This is a genomic window from Streptomyces yangpuensis (assembly GCF_024666385.1).
GTDB lineage: Bacteria > Actinomycetota > Actinomycetes > Streptomycetales > Streptomycetaceae > Streptomyces > Streptomyces yangpuensis.
In genome coordinates this window covers 5,936,084-5,954,934 of the sequence record NZ_CP102514.1, presented here as the reverse complement: position 1 = coordinate 5,954,934, position 18,851 = coordinate 5,936,084, and the positions used below count along the sequence as shown (strand labels likewise).

At 72.1% G+C, this 18,851-nt stretch carries 19 protein-coding genes; 14 read left to right on the top strand and 5 right to left on the bottom strand.

Annotated elements, in window-relative coordinates:
- Positions 1-66 precede the first annotated feature (66 nt).
- The 4 genes from NRK68_RS27125 to NRK68_RS27110 all read left to right on the top strand — a co-directional run bounded on the left by NRK68_RS27125 (position 67) and on the right by NRK68_RS27110 (position 2,548).
- The gene (locus tag NRK68_RS27125; protein ID WP_183069305.1) at positions 67-1,044 is read left to right on the top strand and encodes a helix-turn-helix domain-containing protein; all 978 of its coding nucleotides are present in this window, start codon (positions 67-69) and stop codon (positions 1,042-1,044) included.
- Positions 1,045-1,068: 24 nt separating this feature from the next.
- Positions 1,069-1,551 carry a DUF456 domain-containing protein gene (locus NRK68_RS27120; protein WP_183069282.1) on the top strand — a complete coding sequence of 161 codons (483 nt, stop codon included), beginning with the start codon at positions 1,069-1,071 and terminating at the stop codon, positions 1,549-1,551.
- 93 nt (positions 1,552-1,644) lie between these two features.
- Positions 1,645-2,262: a GNAT family N-acetyltransferase gene (locus NRK68_RS27115; RefSeq protein ID WP_257857017.1), complete on the top strand. Its 618-nt coding sequence runs from the start codon at positions 1,645-1,647 to the stop codon at positions 2,260-2,262.
- 127 nt (positions 2,263-2,389) lie between these two features.
- Complete coding sequence (locus tag NRK68_RS27110) at positions 2,390-2,548, top strand: hypothetical protein (RefSeq protein WP_257857016.1); 159 nt, start codon at positions 2,390-2,392, stop codon at positions 2,546-2,548.
- A gap of 79 nt (positions 2,549-2,627) precedes the next feature.
- Here NRK68_RS27110 and rsgA read toward each other — a convergent pair whose 3' ends face one another.
- The 5 genes from rsgA to NRK68_RS27085 form a co-directional block, all read right to left on the bottom strand.
- On the bottom strand, positions 2,628-3,794 hold the full coding sequence (gene rsgA, locus NRK68_RS27105; RefSeq protein ID WP_257857015.1) for a ribosome small subunit-dependent GTPase A: 1,167 nt from the start codon (positions 3,792-3,794) through the stop codon (positions 2,628-2,630).
- Between the two features lie 336 nt (positions 3,795-4,130).
- Complete coding sequence (locus NRK68_RS27100) at positions 4,131-4,595, bottom strand: hypothetical protein (protein WP_183069286.1); 465 nt, start codon at positions 4,593-4,595, stop codon at positions 4,131-4,133.
- A 31-nt stretch (positions 4,596-4,626) separates the two neighbouring features.
- Positions 4,627-5,934 (bottom strand): S1 family peptidase, encoded by a 1,308-nt coding sequence (locus tag NRK68_RS27095; RefSeq protein WP_257857014.1) that lies wholly within the window; start codon positions 5,932-5,934, stop codon positions 4,627-4,629.
- Positions 5,935-6,545: 611 nt separating this feature from the next.
- Complete coding sequence (locus tag NRK68_RS27090; RefSeq protein ID WP_183069306.1) at positions 6,546-7,031, bottom strand: GNAT family N-acetyltransferase; 486 nt, start codon at positions 7,029-7,031, stop codon at positions 6,546-6,548.
- A 233-nt stretch (positions 7,032-7,264) separates the two neighbouring features.
- Positions 7,265-8,380 (bottom strand): YihY/virulence factor BrkB family protein, encoded by a 1,116-nt coding sequence (locus NRK68_RS27085; protein WP_183069288.1) that lies wholly within the window; start codon positions 8,378-8,380, stop codon positions 7,265-7,267.
- A gap of 17 nt (positions 8,381-8,397) precedes the next feature.
- Here NRK68_RS27085 and NRK68_RS27080 point away from each other — a divergent pair, with 17 nt between their 5' ends.
- The 10 genes from NRK68_RS27080 (at position 8,398) to NRK68_RS27035 (ending at position 18,825) form a co-directional block, all read left to right on the top strand.
- Entirely contained in the window at positions 8,398-10,041 is a 1,644-nt protein-coding gene (locus NRK68_RS27080) for an acyl-CoA dehydrogenase family protein (RefSeq protein WP_183069289.1), read from the top strand.
- A 376-nt stretch (positions 10,042-10,417) separates the two neighbouring features.
- A complete protein-coding gene (locus NRK68_RS27075; protein ID WP_183069307.1) occupies positions 10,418-11,680 on the top strand; it encodes a GAF domain-containing protein in 1,263 nt (420 codons plus the stop codon).
- A gap of 5 nt (positions 11,681-11,685) precedes the next feature.
- Positions 11,686-12,249: a GNAT family N-acetyltransferase gene (locus tag NRK68_RS27070; protein WP_183069290.1), complete on the top strand. Its 564-nt coding sequence runs from the start codon at positions 11,686-11,688 to the stop codon at positions 12,247-12,249.
- Positions 12,250-13,024: 775 nt separating this feature from the next.
- On the top strand, positions 13,025-13,201 hold the full coding sequence (locus NRK68_RS37055) for a hypothetical protein (protein ID WP_157840138.1): 177 nt from the start codon (positions 13,025-13,027) through the stop codon (positions 13,199-13,201).
- 139 nt (positions 13,202-13,340) lie between these two features.
- On the top strand, positions 13,341-15,047 hold the full coding sequence (locus NRK68_RS27060) for a nitrite/sulfite reductase (RefSeq protein ID WP_183069291.1): 1,707 nt from the start codon (positions 13,341-13,343) through the stop codon (positions 15,045-15,047).
- On the top strand, positions 15,044-15,223 hold the full coding sequence (locus NRK68_RS27055; RefSeq protein ID WP_030856055.1) for a hypothetical protein: 180 nt from the start codon (positions 15,044-15,046) through the stop codon (positions 15,221-15,223). The genes NRK68_RS27060 and NRK68_RS27055 overlap by 4 nt, the downstream gene beginning before the upstream one ends.
- The gene (locus NRK68_RS27050) at positions 15,220-15,948 is read left to right on the top strand and encodes a phosphoadenylyl-sulfate reductase (RefSeq protein ID WP_183069292.1); all 729 of its coding nucleotides are present in this window, start codon (positions 15,220-15,222) and stop codon (positions 15,946-15,948) included. The genes NRK68_RS27055 and NRK68_RS27050 overlap by 4 nt, the downstream gene beginning before the upstream one ends.
- 35 nt (positions 15,949-15,983) lie before the next feature.
- On the top strand, positions 15,984-16,529 hold the full coding sequence (cysC, locus tag NRK68_RS27045; protein ID WP_183069293.1) for an adenylyl-sulfate kinase: 546 nt from the start codon (positions 15,984-15,986) through the stop codon (positions 16,527-16,529).
- Complete coding sequence (gene cysD / locus NRK68_RS27040; protein ID WP_183069294.1) at positions 16,526-17,464, top strand: sulfate adenylyltransferase subunit CysD; 939 nt, start codon at positions 16,526-16,528, stop codon at positions 17,462-17,464. The genes cysC and cysD overlap by 4 nt, the downstream gene beginning before the upstream one ends.
- Before the next feature lie 2 nt (positions 17,465-17,466).
- Positions 17,467-18,825, top strand: coding sequence for a sulfate adenylyltransferase subunit 1 (locus NRK68_RS27035; RefSeq protein WP_257857012.1), 1,359 nt, complete (start codon positions 17,467-17,469; stop codon positions 18,823-18,825).
- The last annotated feature ends 26 nt before the right edge of the window (positions 18,826-18,851 follow it).

Below are 18,851 nucleotides of genomic sequence, written 5' to 3'. Positions count from 1 at the left end.
CGGCGGCGGGTTCGCGCCGTGGCCGCTTCCCGCCGGGCGGCGCTGTGTCGAAAGGTGGTGGACGGGTTGCTTGGTGCCATAGGCCTGGACGAGGGCCAGGAGTCCGCGTACCGCGCCCTGGTGGCGCTGGGCGCGGCCGAGGTCCCCGACCTGGCGCACCGGCTGACCCTGCCGGTGCCGCAGACCGAACGGACCCTGCGCCACCTGGAGCGGCACGGGCTGGCGGCGCAGTCCTCGGCCCGGCCCGGGCGCTGGGTGGCGGCGCCACCGGGTGTCGCGCTCGAGGCCCTGCTGACCCGGCAGCGGCACGAGCTGGAACAGGCGGAACTGGCGGCGGCGCTGCTGGCGGAGGAGTACCGGGCGGAGGCGGCCGAACCGGCGGTGCACGACCTCGTGGAGGTGGTGCAGGGCGCGAGCGCGGTGGCGCACCGCTTCCACCAGCTGCGGCTGGGCGCGGAGAAAGAAGTGTGCGCCCTGGTCAGCGGCCGCCCGCAGGTGGTGACGGGCACGGACAACGAGGCGGAGGACCGGGCCTCGGTGCGCGGCGTCGAGCGCCGGGTGGTGATCGAGCGGGAGGTGCTGACCCTGCCGGGCGGGATCCGGGAGGCCTCCTCGGCGCTGGCCCGGGGCGAACAGGTCCGGGTGACGTCGGAGGTCCCGACGAAGCTGGTGATCGCGGACCGGACCCTGGCCATGGTCCCGCTGACGGCGCACGGCGAAGAGCCGGCGGCGCTGGTCGTACACGCGTCCGGGCTGCTGGAGTCGCTGACGGGCCTGTTCGAGGCGGTGTGGCGGGAGTCGGTGCCGCTGCGGCTGGGCGCGGCCGGGTCGGCGGAGGAGTCGGGGGGCGTCCCGGACGCCACGGACCTGGAGATCCTGTCGCTGCTGCTGGCGGGCATGACGGACGCGAGCGTGGCCAAGCACCTGGAGCTGGGCCTGCGGACGGTGCAGCGGCGGGTCAAGGGCCTGATGGAGCTGTCGGGGGTGACGACCCGGCTTCAGCTGGGCTGGCACGCGTACGAACGCGGCTGGGTGGCCCGGTAGCCACCGGTCGGGCACGCTGAGCGGGTGGACGTGCCGCAGCTGCTCCTGGTGGGTCTGGTGCTGCTGCTCGGGCTGGTCGGGGTGCTGGTTCCCGGCGTGCCCGGGACCTGGCTGGTGTGGGCGGGGCTGCTGTGGTGGGCGCTGCACGAGCGGTCGACGCCGGCGTGGTCGCTGCTGGTCGCGGCGACGGCCCTGCTGCTGGTGGTCCAGGTGGTGAAGTGGCAGCTGCCGCCCCGGCGTACGCGCGGCCTCCCGGCCACCCCCCGGACGGCGGCCTTCGCGGGCGCGGGTGCGGTACTGGGCTTCGTACTGGTCCCGGTGGTGGGCGCGGTCCCGGGCTTCGTGGGCGGCATCTATCTCTGCGAGCGGCTGCGGCTGGGCGGGCACGGCGAGGCGTGGGCGGCGACGCGGGTGGTGATGCGGGCGGTGGGCACGAGCGTGCTGGTGGAACTGTTCGCGTGCCTGCTGGTGGTGGGGGCATGGGTGGGCGCGGTGGCGGCGGCCTGACCGCGGTGCCCGCTCGGATCGCGGCCGTGGAGCGTCCGGGCGGGCCGGCACCGACGGGGCCCGCCTGCCGGTCAAGATCATCAACGGTGCAGAATGACCCGTATGCCCATGACGAACGCTCCGAAGACGGCCACGGTCGACGATGCCCGTATGGTCGGCCGCACCCTGGCCGCCGCCTTCGACGACGACCCGATGATGCGCTGGTTCTTCCCCGACGACGCTTCTCGCGAGGCGGGGCTGAGCCGCTACTTCACCACGCTGTTCACCCGGCAGTACGTCCACCACGGCGTGTGCGAGCGCACCGACGCCGCGGCCTCCTTCTGGGTGTCGCCGGAGGGCCGGGAGAAGGCCGTGCCCGACGCGGAAACCGTCCGCGAGCTCCAGGACATCCTCGGCGACCGCGCCGGGCTGTTCCGCGAAGCCGTCGAGGAGGCCGCCAAGCACTCCCCCGCCGAGCCCCACTGGTACCTGGCCGTGATCGGTGCCGACCCCGCCGCCCGGGGCCAGGGGCACGGGGCGGCCCTGCTGCGCTCGGGTCTGGCCCAGGCCGACGCGGCGGGCCTGCCGGTCTACCTGGAGTCGTCCAAGCCCGACAACCTGCCCTTCTACGAGCACTTCGGCTTCACCGTGCTCGGGGAGGCCCGGCTTCCCGGGGGCGGCCCCGCCCTGTGGGCGATGCGCCGCGCTCCGCGCACCCCGGCCGGAGGCTGACACCACCCCAGGTGCCGGCCGCGGTCGGCACCGGACATGGCGGCCCGGTGGGCGGAAGCGGTCGCCGCGAGGGGGCTACGCTCGAAGTCCCCGAGACCGGCCGCCGCCACCGTCCACCGGAGCAGCCATGGACACGCCCGCACCGAACCCGCCCGCCGAGCCGGCGGACGCCGGCGAGCCCGCCTGCCTGCTGCACCTCGTCTGCGACGCGTGCGGATACCTCGACCCCGACCGCGGCGCCCGCGACTGCCCCCGGTGCGGCGCCCCGTCCCCGGATCGCACGTAGGGCGTCTGTCCCCGGCCGCCTACTCCCGCCGGGCCGGGCAGCCCTGAGGCGGCCTGGCCCAGCCCGGCGGGCGGCCGGGTCAGACCCGGCCGCCGCGCTTGGCGGAATAGTTGGCCCGGCCCTCCGCGGACTTCAGCCGCCAGTCGCGGCGGATCTCCGACCGCAGCCGGGCGTCCGTCTTCGCGACGATCCGCTGGTTCTCCCGCAACAGCTTGCGGTAGCTCTCCAGGCGCCGCTCCGGCAGGGTCCCCGATTCCAGCGCGGCGAGCACCGCGCAGCCCGGCTCCGCCTCGTGGGCGCAGTCCTGGAAGCGGCACTCGGCGGCGTAGTCCTCGATCTCGGAGAAGACCTGTCCGACCCCCGCCTCCGCGTCGAACAGCCCGACACCGCGCAGGCCCGGGGTGTCGATGAGGACCCCTCCGCCCGGCAGGACGAGGAGGTTGCGGGTGGTCGTGGTGTGCCGGCCCTTGCCGTCGACGTCACGGGTGGCCTGGACCTCCATGACGTCCGCCCCGAGCAGCGCGTTCGCCAGGGTGGACTTGCCCGCGCCGGAGACGCCCAGCAGGACGCTGGTGCCGTCGGCGACGATCGCACCCAGGACGTCGGCGCCCTCCCCGGTGTGGGAGGAGACGGTGAGGACCTGGACGCCCGGGGCGGTGGCCTCCACGTCCTGGACCAGGTGGCCGAGGGTGGCCGGGTCCGGGACGAGGTCCGCCTTGGTGAGGACGATCAGCGGCTGCGCACCCGACTCCCAGGAGTCCGCCGACGTACGCAGCAGTGCCTCACCGCTCGAACTGGACATCGCGAGCGCGAGGAACCGTTCGATCCGCCCGAGGTCGAGTTCGACCGCGAGCGACACACAGATGACGATGTGGTCGATGTTGGTGGCCAGCACCTGGCCCTCGGACCGCTTGGACGACGTCGACCGGACGAAGGCCGTACGGCGAGGGAGGATCGTGCGTGCGTACCGGGGATCAGCGCCTTCAGGGTCGACGGCGACCCAGTCCCCCGTGCACACGACCTTCATCGGGTCACGGGGAACGACGAACTCGGTGTCGGCCCGGATGACGCCGGCGGGGGTGGCGACGTCGCACTGACCGCGGTCGACCCGTACCACCCGGCCGGGTACCAGGCCCTGCGCGGCGTACGGAGCGAACTCAGCCTCCCAGTCGTCGTCCCAGCCGTGGACGGCGAGCGGGTGCTGGATCGCGGAAGAGGAAAACGGGTGGAGCGGAGCGTTGGACAAGGGGAACCCTTCGAAGGGTGGCCCCGGCGGCGCGCTCCGAGCGCGCGGATCGAGTGGGTGTCAGCCGGAGACCACAGGGGTGGGAACGATGAACTCCTGAATGCGGGCAGAGCCCGTCACCGTGACAGTCATCAATGTCCTCACCTCCTGCTTCTTCTCGACGAACCAACACCGTGCCCTCGGCAACGACACAGCCGCGCCTTGGGACGAGCAGAACCATAGCCCCACCCCAGGACACGGCACCACCGATTAAATTCCGGGCCCCGGGAGCGCGCCGAGCCCGCCCTCACCATCGCGAAAGGTGAGGGCGGGCTCGGCTCCTGCCCTGTCCGTCGGCTACGAGGGCCAGCGGTCGGGGAGGCTGCTGCCACCGTCGGCCGGGAGCACCCCGTGGTCCGGCGTGATCGTGTGCCAGGGCCCTTCCGGGTCTTCCCGTGTCAGGAAGAGGATGACGCGCCGGCCCTCGCGCAGCGGATCCCCGTCCGGGTAGGGATCTCCGCCCGAACACTTCTGGGGTGCGGAAATGACCTTGAGGTCGGTGTGACCGACGTCCTCCCCCTTCAGAACAGGCAGCCCCTTGTTGCTGACCGAGTAGGCGTGTGCCTCGGTACCGAAGATCGCCTCGTTTCCCACCCTCTTCGTGATGTCCGCGGTGATGACGTAGTCCGCGGCTTCGAGGGCTTCCTGCGGATCGGCGTAGACGGGCCACTCAGGGCACGCGTCGCCCGCGGCGTCGGAGGCCGAGGAGCAAGCCATCAGGCCGCCGAGGAGAATGGGGACCAGAAGGAGTCGTGCCTTCATGGTGGACGTCCTGTTCTCGTCACCCCCGGACTCATCCAGTGGCGAGCGTTCCCATGTTGTACGTGGAGCTGTACCCGATCCAACTGTAGTGCTTCGCCCCGAACGTTCCGGAGTGCACGCCTCGTGCCACGTTGCCCGTGGAGCTGCTGGCAACCGCGCCACCGCTGTCACCACCTGCGCTGGAGTAGGAGGCGGCGGACTGCCCGTAGACGACGCAGCTACAAGTGTTGCTGGTGTGGCTCGCGTTGGTGGAGGAAATCGTCCCGCAGCGCGCGTTCTCCGAGTTGCGGCCGAAGAGGCAGGCAACGGCACCGACGGAACCCAGCGATGATCCCGTCACCACCCGGGCCTTGTTCGAGGCGTTCTGGTACAGCCACGGCTGGCTGTTGCTGGGGATCGAGATGAAGCGCATGTCGGCGTGGGTGCCGTTCGTAAGGGCGTTGGTACCGGTCAGGGAGCCGTAGGTGGCGCTGCCCGAGGCGACCGTGCCGCTGTTGGTGCCCCACCAGCAGTGTCCGGCAGTCAGTGCTCCGCGGACACCGCTGCGGTTCACCACCCAGCCGATGCTGCACAGCCCGTTCGACTTGCTGATACCGACACCACCGCGGCGAGGCGAGTCGCAGGCGTTGCGGGAGGTGCATGCTTCGTCGCCCCCGTCGGCCTCGGTGACGACCGAGGGAACGCCGAGTCGGGCCAGGGCGTCGCGCACGGCGTCCTGCACGATTCCCCGGCGGAGGACCACCTTGAGCCCGTTGGTGGTCACGTCCTCCTCGACGGCGACGACCGGGATCTCGGTGCCGCCCGCTTCGGCGGCCCACTTCCACACCGCTTCCATGGCACCGGTGAGTTCGGCAGTGGAGTGCTCGACGACCCGGAATTCGACGTCGGAGGCCGAGCTACCCGACTTGAGGGCTGCTTCCGTGAGCGCCGCCTGCGCAGTACCCGCCGGCAGGGCGTCGGCGAACTGGACAACCAGGCGCCCGCCGCGACGGTTGTCGAGGAAATGTCCGGCAAACTGCGACTGCTGGGAAAAATCACGGACATGCGGCTCGACCGCGGACACGAGCGCGTCACGACGCTTCATCTCCGCCGCCTCGGCAGCGGTTCCGATGAACCCCCACTCGTTGAGGAGGGGCTCCGTCCGGGCACCCGCTGAAGACTTCAGGGATTCCCGGTCCCGGAGGATTGCGTTCAGCTTGCTCTCCGAGGACTCGAGACCGAGCTCCCGGCGCAACCGCAGGGACTCCGCGACGTCCGTTCCATCCACCTGAAGCAGCGGATTTTGCAGGGACGTGGACGCGGGGCTCGCCACTGCGGGAACAGTTGCGGGGATGGCCATTCCGGCTACTGTCAGAATGGCCAACAATATAGATCTGGCTCTCATTTAAACCCTCCGCGAAATGAGCACTCGGTACGAAAAGTTCCCCACGGGAGCTTCTTCGGGTCACTTCCCGGAAACCTGAGGCGCAGTCAACACCTGCGGAGACGGTAGGACTTGCGTGCCTGCATTTCAAGGGCCACAGAAATCGGACTATCTTGTTCCGCGAGGCGGGGCGGGCGCCGCGCGCAGCGTAGATGAGCAGCATCACGCCCGGTCGACCCATCTGGTCCTGTGGCCGGAATTCAACCCCGAACCGTCTCGATCCGCCCTGGTGCGACCGCACGATCCCACCGGAAAGAGAAACGGACACCACCACGGCACTCTCGCCCGCGTCGCAGCCGGTTTCGGAAATCCGCCGCACCGCCCGCACCTGCGTCACGGCCGTGACCGGCCGTCTCACCGAGTGCGAACGCGCCGGTGTCCGCCGGCCGGACCGCCCGCCTCCACAAGATCATCTGCTGCGAGCGGCAGGGTGCCCCGATGCCTGCCGACCGCGTCCACCGGGGCGGCGCGGTGCTCAGGTTCCCGAGGTGTTCTCCCTCCGGCTCTCCGTGCCGCTTTCCGCATCCTCAGCCGCGTGCTCCGCCTGGTGCTCCGTCGAGCCGCCGGGCCAGCACCTGGCCCGGCCAGTCCCCGGACAGGAAGGGTTCGGTGGGTGTGAAGCCGCTGCGCACGTAGAACGCGACCAGTTCACCCCCGCCGCCCGCCCAGCAGTCGACGCGCAGGAGGGCGATGCCGGCCCGCCGGGTCTCTTCGGCGGCGTGCGCCAGCAGGGCGGCGCCGATGCCCCGGCCCGCGTACCGCCGGTCGGAGACCAGCAGCCGCACGTACCGCTCGGGCTCCCCGGCCGGCGCGATCGGCAGCCCGGGGCTGGGCCCGGAGTCCAGCACCAGGGCTCCGACGGGCACCCCGGCCAGCTCCGCGACGTACGGGGTGTTCTCGGTGGTGTAGCGCTCGACCCGCTCGGTGCCGCCGGGCCGCTGCGAGTACGGGATCGTGCCCCACTGCTCGGTGTTGCCGCGGGCGTTCATCCAGGCCACGGCGGAGTCGAGCATCTCCAGCAGGGCCGGTGCGTCCGCCGGGCCGCCCGGTCGGATCCGTATCCCGTGGTGCGCGCTCTTCACGCCGGAAGCCTATCCGGGGAAGCGGACCGGCAGGCGTCGCTGCCCGGGGTGCCCTGCGGGCAGCACGGCCCAGGGCGCTGCGTGCGGCGCGTCCGGCGGAGGCCGACGGCGTCGGCGAGGCGCCGGCCCCCGCCCCGGCGACCCGGCGGCCGGCGGTCCGGCCGTCAGTGTTTGCGCAGGCGCGAAGAGTAGTCCTCCGGCGGCAGGAACTTCGACCAGCGCTCCGGGAACTCCGACGGCATGCCCTCGTCCTCGTCGTCCTCCGACTCGCCCTCCGCCATCGCCCGCCACGCGGCGGCCCGCGCGATCAGCTGCGCGGCCTCCGCCTCCCGGGCCCGCTCGTTCACCTCGCGCGCCGCCGCCGTCGCCACCGACGGCCAGACGCGGTCGATCGCGGCGTTGACGGCCGCCCCGACGAGCACCGCGAAGGCCGAGATGCCGATCCAGAGCAGGACGGCGACGGGCGCGGCCAGGGAGCCGTAGATGGTCGGCCCCTCCACCGTGTTGGTGAGGTAGATCCGCAGCAGGAACGAGCCGAGCACCCACATCGCCAGCGCCACCAGCGCACCCGGCACGTCCTCGATCCACGGCGAGCGCACCGGCACGGACACGTGGTAGAGGGTGGTCAGGAAGGCGATGGACAGCAGGGTCACGGTCGGCCAGTACAGGACGGCGATCACCTCGGTGCCCCACGGCACCAGCCGGACGACGGCGTCCGGCCCCACCACCATCAGCGGCAGCACGATCGCGCCGATCAGCAGGGCGATGACGTACAGCAGGAAGGCCAGCAGCCGGGTCTTGACGATGCCGCGGTGCCCGTCGAGCCCGTACATGACGGTGATGGTGTCGATGAAGACGTTGACGGCCCGGGATCCCGACCACAGCGCGAAGGCGAAACCGAGCGAGATCAGGTCGGGTCTGCCGCTACGGGTGACGTCGTCCAGGAGGGGTCTGGCGATGTCGTTGACGCCGCGGTCGGACAGGACCGTGCCGACCGCGCGCAGGATGTTCTCCTCGATGCTCTCGACGGTACGGGTGTCCGTCCACCCGTCGACGTAGCCGAGCAGGCCCAGCAGGCCCAGGAAGAGCGGGGGGAGGGAGAGCAGGGTGAAGAACGCCGCCTCGGCCGCGAGCCCGAGGATCCGGTACTCGATGCACGAGTTGACGGTGTCCTTCAGCAGCAGCCAGCCCATTTTCCGCTTCGAGACGTTGCGGTAGAGGGCGCGGGCCCGGTGGAGCCGTCCTGGGATCCGCTCGGGTGTTTCTTTTGCTGGCTGCACGTCCTTACGGTATCCGCATGGCAGCCACCACCCACACAGTCAGCAACCAGGCCCCGCCCCTGGTGGGGCACGACGTCTACGGCGGCGACCGGGCCCTGAGCGAGGGCGTCGAGCGTCACCTGGCGTCCGCGGATCCCGAACTCCGGGACGGGATAAGGCAGGAGCTCACGGACCTCGGGCACGCGGCCGGTTCCGCGCAGGCCCAGGAATGGGGCGCGCAGGCGAACGACAACCCTCCGAAACTGCGCACGCACGACCGGTACGGGAACCGGATCGACGAGGTGGAATTCCACCCTGCGTGGCACCGGCTGCTCGGGCACGCCGTGGGCGCGGGGCTCACCGACGCCTGGGGGCGGCCCGCCGGGCACCTGCGCCGCGCCGCCGGCTTCTTCCTGTGGTCGCAGGCCGAGGCGGGCCACGGCTGCCCGGTCTCGATGACGCACGCGGCCGTGCCGGCCCTGCGGGCCGATCCGGCGCTCGCCGCCGAATGGGAGCCGCGGCTCACCTCGCACGTGTACGAGCAGGGGCTGCGGCCGGCGGCGCAGAAGGCCGGCGTGCTCTTCGGCATGGGGATGACCGAGAAGCAGGGCGGCAGCGACGTACGGGCCAACACGACGACCGCCGTGCCGCTGGACGCGTCCGGCGAGTACCTGCTGACCGGGCACAAGTGGTTCTGTTCGGCGCCGATGTGCGACGGCTTCCTGGTGCTGGCGCAGGCGCCGGGCGGGCTGACCTGCTTCCTGGTGCCGCGAGTGCTGGAGGACGGCACGCGCAACGTCTTCGCCATCCAGCGGCTGAAGGACAAGCTGGGCAACAGGTCGAACGCGTCGAGCGAGGTCGAGTTCGACGGGACCTGGGCGCGGCGGGTCGGCGAGGAGGGCCGCGGGGTGCGGACCATCATCGAGATGGTCGCGGCGACCCGGCTGGACTGCGTCATCGGCTCGGCCGCGCTGATGCGGCAGGCGCTGACGCAGGCCGTGCACCACGCGGAGCACCGCTCTGCTTTCGGAGCGCTGCTCATCGACCAGCCGCTCATGCGCAACGTGCTCGCGGACCTGGCCCTGGAGTCGGAGGCCGCCACCACCCTGACGCTGCGTCTGGCCGCCGCCTACGACGCCGGGACCGAGCAGGAGAAGGCCTTCCTGCGCCTGGCCGTGCCCGCCGCCAAGTACTGGGTGACCAAGCGCTGTACGCCGATGGTGGCCGAGGCCCTGGAGTGTCTGGGGGGCAACGGCTACGTCGAGGAGTCCGGACTGCCCAGACTGCTGCGCGAATCCCCGCTCAACTCCATCTGGGAGGGTTCCGGGAACGTCCAGGCGCTGGACGTACTGCGCGCCCTGCAGCGCGAGCCGCAGGCGCTGAACGCCTTCCTCCAGGAGGTCGGGCTGGCCCGCGGAGCCGACCACCGGCTGGATTCGGCCATCAAGGACCTGCTGACGGATCTCGCCGATCTGGAGGGCATCGAGGCGCGGGCCCGCCGGGTCGTGGAGCGCATGGCCCTGGTGCTCCAGGGATCGCTGCTGGTCCGGTGGGCTCCGCCGGAGGTCGCGGACGCCTTCTGCGCCTCGCGGCTGGGCGGCGACTGGGGTACGGCCTTCGGCACGCTGCCGCACAGCCTGGATCTGCGCGCGGTCGTGGAACGGGCGCGGATCGCAGGCTAGGAGGGAGCCCCCGTCGGGCTCCCCTGCGGTCCCCAAACCGCTCCGAGCCGGGATCCGGGCCCGTCGACCGGGACAGAGGTGGCGCCGCGCCGACTCGGCACCACCTCTGATCCGAAGCCCCGAGGAGGAGCTGTCACGCCGCTCGGGCGACGTCCGGACATTTTCGGTCGGACGAACGGGACTTGGCGAGAGTTGCATACCGTTGCAACCCTTGGGTCGGCTGCCGTCCGTCGGGGGCGCCGGGGAAGCGGCCACCCAGGACGGCCCGGGCAGCTGAGGACCGCCGGGCGGCCGGCGTCGTACGTCCTGTTCGCACGGGGAGGTTCCGGTGGCCGACACCACAGGCATCACGGTCGATGTGGCACGCATCTCGGCCATGCACCCTCGGGAGGCCACGCGTCTGCTCAAGGGGGTGCGCGCGGCCGCGCTGGCGGGCGACCGCCCGCCGGCCGCACCCCGGCCCGAGATCGCGGAGTCCTGGCGCCGGATGCTGGCCGGCGGCGTGCACCCGGACCGGGACGCGCGCTCGCGGATGCTGTCGGCGGCCGAGACGGAGGAGCGGCGCCACGTCTCCCCGCTGCGGGAGGTGCTTCCCGTGCTGCGGGAGGGACTGCTGCCCGCCCTGGACGGGGCGCTGCACATCATGGTCGTCGCGGACGCGGACGGGCGGCTGCTGTGGCGGGAGGGGCACAGCTCGATCCTGCGCAAGGCCGACCGGCTCGGCTTCGCGGTCGGGGCGGACTGGAACGAGGCCGTGGTCGGCACGAACGGGGTGGGGACCGCCCTGGTGGCACGGCGGCCGGTGCAGGTGTTCTCGGCGGAGCACTTCGTCTCCAGCCACCACGAGTGGACCTGCGCGGGGGCGCCCGTGCGCGACCCGCGGGACGGGCGGCTGCTGGGCGTGGTCGACGTCAGCGGGCCCCTGGCCACCATGCACCCGGCGACGCTGGCCTGGGTGAGTTCGGTGGCGCGGCTCGCGGAGCGGGAGCTGCGGATCCGGCACCTGGAGTCGCTGGAGCGGCTGCGGGCGGTGGCGGCGCCGCTGCTGGCCCGGCTGCCGGGGCGGGCGGTGGCCGTGGACCCGCACGGGTGGACGGCCGCGGTGACGGGGCTGGCCCCGGCGGAGCGGGTCCCCCTGCCGAAGGACTTCGCGCCGGGCCGGGTGTGGGTGCCACAGCTCGGCGACTGCGTGGCGGAGCCACTGCCCGGCGGCTGGCTGCTGCGGATCGCGCAGGAGCGTACGGGCCCGGCGGCGACCCGGGTCGTACTGGACCTCAGCCGGGCGGGCGCGTGGTCGGCGACGGTGTACGGGTCGTCCGGGAGCTGGTCGCAGGAGCTGAGCCCGCGCCATGCGGAGCTGCTGTTCCTGCTGGCGGAGAGCCCGCGGGGACGGTCGGCGGCCGAGCTGGCCGCGGAGGTCTTCGGTGACCCGACCCGCACCGTGACGGTCCGGGCGGAGCTGTCGCGCGTCCGACGGCACCTGGCGGGCGTCCTGGCCCACCGGCCGTACCGCTTCGCCGAGGACGTGGAGGTGGAGCTGATCCGCCCCGAGGACCCGGCCGCGCTGCTGCCGCACTCCACGGCCCCGGCCGTGGTCCGGGCCCGCCTGGGCCGGACGGGGCCCGGCATGATTCCCTGAGCTGCATGAGCACCATCACACTCACCACCTGGTCGCTGGAGATGACCTCTCCGGCGGACCTCGTCCCGGCGGCCGCCACGGGCCCGGAGATATCGATCGTGCGGTCGGAGGTCCCCTCCCCCGAGTTCAGCCGCTTCCTCTACGCCTCCGTGGGCGGCGACATCCACTGGACGGACCGGCTGTCCCTGACCCGCGCGCAGTGGGTGGAGCAGCTCGACCGGCCGGGGGTGGAGACGTGGGTGGCGTACGACCGCGGCACGCCCGCGGGGTACGTGGAGCTCGACCCGCAGGACGACGGCGTGGTGGAGATCATGTACTTCGGCCTGCTCCCGGACTTCCGCGGCCGCCGCATCGGCGGGCACCTGCTGTCCGTGGGCGTCGAACGGGCCTGGGACCTGGCGTCGCGCTGGCCGGAGCGCGAGCCGACGCGGCGGGTGTGGGTGCACACCTGCAGCCAGGACGGGCCGACGGCGATGGCGAACTACCAGCGGCGGGGCTTCAAGGTCTTCAAGACGGAGACGGAGGAGAAGGCGGAAACCCGGACGCCGGGCCCCTGGCCCGGAGCGTAGCCGCTGCGCGGGCTCTGCGGACGGTCCGGCCTCGGCTCGGCTTTCGGCTGCGAGCCGCGCGGTACGGGATTCCGGGGGTGGCTCGGTGGCTGCCTCTGCCCTGGCCGGGCGGTGCGGGGGGTTTCCGGGTGCGGGCCGGTGGCCGCGCCTCAAACGCCGGCGGGGCTGGGTGGTGTCCTGGGGCGGAGCGGGAGAGGGGGTGGGGGTGCGGGGCCGCCGGGGGGTGTCTCCTCGGCTCGGCGCGTGCGGCCCTGTCCCGGCCGCCGGGCGGCGGTACCGCCTCGTCCTGCGGGGACACCCCCCACCGTCCCCACACCCCCACCGGGCAGCTCCCGCCCACCCCGGACGAGGCGGGTCGGGGCCCTCCCTCGGCGGGGTCGGGCCGTCTCGGGCGCAGCCGGGGCCGCCCCCACCCTCCTCCTTGGCGGGGTCGGGCCGTCTCCTCCGCAGCGGGGCCGTGGGGCGGGGACACTGCGGGGGCTCCCCGCAGGACGAGGCGCGACCAGAGCCGTACGTTCGAGCCATGGCCGCACGCGCCGAGCCGAGGAGAGCCCCCGGAGGGGCACCGCCCCACCCCACACCACCGCCCACCCCGAAACCACCGCCGCACCACCCAGCCCCGCCGGCGATTGAGGCGCGGCCACCGGCCCGCAGATGGAGAACACCGGCACCGCCCGGCCAGGGCAACGGCAAGGGTGACGCCCGTCACTGCGTCCCAGCATGCGGGACCAGTTCGTCCGTATCCTGGACAGTAGTGGACTCCTCCAATCGGCCCATGACACGCTTCCGCCATGAATGGAGCTGGAATTGCCTTGGTGAGTCGGCGGCACGTCGACCTCGGCCGCATGTCCAGCGCCATCTGTCCGGCGTGCTGACGGAACCAGCAACCGCCGCACATCGCCGCAATCCCGGCATCGTCGCCGTGGAAGTGTCGATCATCGCAGTCCCCTGAAGGCCGAATTCCGCCCTGTCCGCCGGTCACCCCGGCTCGGCGCGGACGATCAGCCGCACCCGCTCAGCGTCCAGGGGTCACGCCACCCCGCCCGCTTCACCCGCCCCTGCCCTGAGCCGCCCAAGAAGGACGTACCGCCATGGCCGCCACCCCCGAAACGCCCGCGCCCGCCGCCGCAGCCGCCGCGCGCCGCAAGACCGGCCGTCACCGCGGCGAGGGACAGTGGGCCGTCGGACACCACACGCCCCTCAACGGCAACGAGCAGTTCAAGAAGGACGACGACGGTCTCAATGTGCGGACACGCATTGAGACGATCTACGCCCACCGGGGCTTCGACTCCATCGACCCCAACGACCTGCGCGGCCGCATGCGCTGGTGGGGCCTCTACACCCAGCGCAAGCCCGGGATCGACGGCGGCAAGACCGCGATCCTGGAGCCGGAGGAGCTGGACGACAAGTACTTCATGCTGCGCGTGCGCATCGACGGCGGCCGGCTGACCACCGAGCAGCTGCGCGTCATCGGTGAGATCTCCGAGGAGTTCGCGCGCGGTACCGCCGACCTCACCGACCGGCAGAACGTGCAGTACCACTGGATCCGGATCGAGGACGTCCCGGAGATCTGGCGCCGGCTGGAGGCCGTCGGCCTGTCCACCACCGAGGCCTGCGGTGACACGCCCCGCGTCATCCTCGGTTCGCCCGTCGCCGGCATCGCCCAGGACGAGATCATCGACGGCACGCCCGCCATCGACGAGATCTACCGCCGCATCGTGGGCAACAAGGACTTCTCCAACCTGCCCCGCAAGTTCAAGTCCGCGATCTCCGGCTCGCCGCTCCTCGACGTGGCGCACGAGATCAACGACATCGCGTTCGTGGGCGTGAACCACCCCGAGCACGGTCCCGGCTTCGACGTCTGGGTCGGCGGCGGCCTGTCCACCAACCCCAAGCTCGGTGTGCGCCTGGGCACCTGGGTCTCGCTCGACGAGGTCCCGGACGTGTACGAGGGCGTCATCTCGATCTTCCGTGACTACGGCTACCGCCGGCTGCGCACCCGCGCCCGCCTGAAGTTCCTCGTCGCCGACTGGGGCGCGGCCAAGTTCCGCCAGGTCCTGGAGGACGAGTACCTGAAGCGGAAGCTGACCGACGGCCCCGCGCCCGAGCAGCCCTCCGGCCAGTGGCGCGACCACGTCGGCGTCCACCAGCAGCAGGACGGCAAGTTCTACGTCGGCTTCGCGCCCCGCGTGGGCCGCGTGGACGGCGCCACCCTGGTGAAGATCGCGGACATCGCCGAGCAGCACGGCTCCGGCCGCCTGCGCACCACCGCCGAGCAGAAGATGATCGTGCTCGACATCGAGGCCGACCGGGTCGACTCGGTCGTCGAGGCGCTGGAGGCGCTGGACCTGCGGGTCAAGCCGTCCCCGTTCCGTCGCGGCACGATGGCCTGCACCGGTATCGAGTTCTGCAAGCTGGCCATCGTCGAGACCAAGGCGCGCGGCGCCTCGCTCATCGACGAGCTGGAGCGCCGCCTGCCGGACTTCGCCGAGCCGATCACCATCAACATCAACGGCTGCCCGAACGCCTGCGCCCGTATCCAGGTGGCGGACATCGGTCTCAAGGGGCAGCTGGTCCTGGACGACGACGGCAACCAGGTGGAGGGCTACCAGGTCCACCTGGGCGGCGCCCTCGGCCTGGAGGCCGGCTTCGGCCGCAAGGTCCGCGGCCTCAAGGTCACCTCGGCCGGTCTGCCCGACTACGTCGAGCGGGTCGTCAAGAGCTACGAGGAGCAGCGCGAGGACGGCGAGCGCTTCGCGGCCTGGGTCGCCCGCGCCGACGAGAAGAGCCTCTCGTGAGCGAGCGAGCCGCCCCGTTCTACTGCCCGTACTGCGGCGACGAGGACCTGTTCCCCCACGAGACGGGTCACGGCGCGTGGGAGTGCAGGGCCTGCAACCGGGCCTTCCAGCTGAAGTACCTCGGGCTGCTGGCCCGGGGCGTGCAGTCGGGTCCAGCGGGAGGGGACGAGATATGACCACCACTCAAGACGCGAGTCTCAAGAATGCCGCTCTGAAGGCCGCGACGCTCAAGGAGCTGGCCGAACAGGCCGGCCGTGACCTGGAGGACGCCTCCGCGCCGGACATCCTGCGCTGGGCGGCCGACACCTTCGGTGCGAAGTTCGCCGTGACCTCCTCCATGGAGGACGCGGTCGTCGCGCACCTGGCCTCGCAGGTGTTCCCGGGCGTGGACGTGGTCTTCCTCGACACGGGCTACCACTTCGAGGAGACCATCGGCACCCGGGACGCGGTCGACGCGGTGATGGACGTCAACGTCATCACGCTGACCCCGCGTCAGAGCGTGGCCGAGCAGGACGCCGAGTACGGCCCGGGGCTGCACGACCGGGACCCCGACCTGTGCTGCGCGCTGCGCAAGGTCAAGCCGCTGGAAGAGGGCCTGACGGCGTACGACGCGTGGGCGACGGGACTGCGCCGCGACGAGTCCCCGACCCGGGCGAACACCCCGGTGGTCGGCTGGGACGAGAAGCGGCAGAAGGTCAAGATCTCGCCGATCGCCCGCTGGACGCAGGACGACGTGGACGCGTACGTCGCCGAGCACGGCGTACTCACCAACCCGCTGCTGATGGACGGCTACGCCTCCGTCGGCTGTGCCCCCTGCACCCGCCGTGTGGCGGAGGGCGAGGACGCGCGGTCCGGCCGCTGGGCCGGGCGGGGCAAGACCGAGTGCGGACTGCACGGCTGATGACGACCAGCGAAGAACTTACGGAGACAGAGCAGATGAGCGTGAGCGACCAGGGCGCCACCGTGTGGCTGACCGGGCTGCCGAGCGCGGGCAAGACCACCATCGCCTACGCGCTGGCCGAGCGCCTGCGCGCCGAGGGCCACCGCGTGGAGGTGCTCGACGGGGACGAGATCCGCGAGTTCCTCTCCGCCGGCCTGGGCTTCAGCCGCGAGGACCGGCACACCAACGTGCAGCGGATCGGCTTCGTCGCCGAACTCCTCGCGAGCAACGGCGTCAAGGCGCTGGTGCCGGTGATCGCGCCCTTCGCGGACAGCCGCGAGGCCGTGCGAGGGCGGCACGCCGCCGCGGCGACCGACTACCTCGAAGTGCACGTGGCCACCCCGGTGGAGGTGTGCTCCGAGCGTGATGTGAAGGGTCTGTACGCCAAGCAGGCGGCGGGCGAGATCTCCGGTCTGACCGGGGTCGACGACCCGTACGAGGCACCGGAGTCCCCGGACCTCCGTATCGAGTCGCACACGCAGACCGTGCAGGAGTCGGCCTCGGCCCTGCACGCGCTGCTCACCGAGAGGGGTCTGGCATGACGACGACCGTCGCACACGTCCACGAGGAGACCGACGCGCCCTACGCGCTGTCGCACCTCGACGCCCTCGAGTCCGAGGCCGTGCACATCTTCCGTGAGGTGGCGGGCGAGTTCGAGAAGCCGGTGATCCTGTTCTCCGGCGGCAAGGACTCCATCGTCATGCTGCACCTGGCGCTCAAGGCGTTCGCGCCGGCGCCGGTGCCGTTCTCGCTGCTGCACGTCGACACGGGCCACAACTTCCCCGAGGTGCTGGAGTACCGCGACCGCACGGTCGCGAAGCACGGGCTGCGCCTGCATGTGGCGTCCGTCCAGGACTACATCGACGCGGGCAAGCTGCGCGAGCGCCCGGACGGCACCCGCAACCCGCTGCAGACCGTCCCGCTGACCGAGGCGATCCAGAGCCTGAAGTTCGACGCCGTCTTCGGCGGTGGCCGCCGCGACGAGGAGAAGGCCCGCGCCAAGGAGCGGGTGTTCTCCCTGCGCGACGAGTTCTCCCAGTGGGACCCGCGCCGCCAGCGGCCCGAGCTGTGGCAGCTGTACAACGGCCGGCACGCCCCCGGCGAGCACGTGCGCGTCTTCCCGCTGTCGAACTGGACCGAGCTGGACGTGTGGCAGTACATCGCCCGCGAGGGCATCGAGCTGCCGGAGATCTACTTCGCCCACGAGCGCGAGGTCTTCAAGCGCAACGGCATGTGGCTGACGGCCGGCGAGTGGGGTGGCGCCAAGGAGGGCGAGACGCCCGAGACGCGGCTCGTCCGCTACCGCACCGTCGGTGACATGTCCTGCACCGGCGCCGTCGACTCCGACGCCGTCACGCTCGACGCCGTGATCGCCGAGATCGCCGTCTCCCGCCTCACCGAGCGGGGCGCGACCCGCGCCGACGACAAGATGTCCGAGGCCGCGATGGAAGACCGCAAGCGCGAAGGGTACTTCTAGACATGACCAGCACCACCGATCAGGTCGCCGGGCTCGACGACCTCGCAGCGACCACCCTGCTGCGCTTCGCGACCGCCGGTTCCGTCGACGACGGCAAGTCCACCCTGGTGGGCCGGCTGCTGCACGACTCCAAGTCGGTCCTGACCGACCAGATGGAGGCCGTCGAGGCCGTATCCGCCCAGCGCGGCCAGGAGGCCCCCGACCTGGCGCTGCTCACCGACGGCCTGCGGGCCGAGCGGGAGCAGGGCATCACCATCGACGTCGCGTACCGCTACTTCGCCACCGCGCGCCGCCGGTTCATCCTCGCGGACACCCCCGGGCACGTGCAGTACACCCGGAACATGGTGACCGGTGCCTCCACCGCCGACCTGGCCGTGGTCCTGGTCGACGCCCGCAACGGCGTGATCGAGCAGACCCGCCGGCACGCGGCCGTCGCGGCCCTGCTGCGGGTCCCGCACGTGGTCCTCGCCGTGAACAAGATGGACCTCGTCGGCTACCAGGAGTCGGTCTTCGCGGCCATCGCCGAGGAGTTCACGGCGTACGCCTCGGACCTGGGCGTCCCGGAGATCACCGCGATCCCGATCTCCGCCCTGGCCGGCGACAACGTCGTGGAGCCGTCGGCGAACATGGACTGGTACGGCGGCCCGACGGTGCTGGAGCACCTGGAGACCGTCCCGGTCAGCCACGACCTCACGGCCTGCCCGGCGCGTTTCCCGGTGCAGTACGTGATCCGCCCGCAGTCGGCGGAGCACCCCGACTACCGCGGCTACGCGGGCCAGATCGCCTCCGGCGTGCTGCGCGTCGGCGAGGCCGTCACGGTCCTGCCGTCGGGCCGTACCTCGGTCATCGAGGGCATCGACGCGCTGGGCGAGTCGGTGGACATCGCCTGGGCGCCGCAGTCGGTGACGGTGCGTCTGAAGGACGACATCGACATCTCGCGCGGCGACCTGATCGCGCCGTCCGCGACCGCCCCGGCCACCACGCAGGACGTCGTGGCGACGGTCTGCCATGTGGCGGACCAGCCCCTGTCCGTGGGCGCCCGGGTGCTGATCAAGCACACGACCCGCACGGTCAAGGCGATCGTCAAGGAGATCCCGTCGCGGCTGACCCTGGACGACCTGTCCCAGCGCCCGGAGCCCGGGCAGCTGGTGGCCAACGACATCGGTCTCGTGGTCGTCCGTACCGCCGAGCCGCTCGCGCTCGACGCGTACGCCGACTCCCGCCGCACCGGGTCCTTCCTGCTGATCGACCCGGCCGACGGGACCACCCTGGCGGCGGGCATGGCGGGCGAGTCCTTCGCTTCCAAGGCCGAGCCCGCCGGTGCCGCGGCCGAGGCGGACGACGACGGGTGGGACTTCTAGACCATGTTCGCCGATCTGTACGCGAC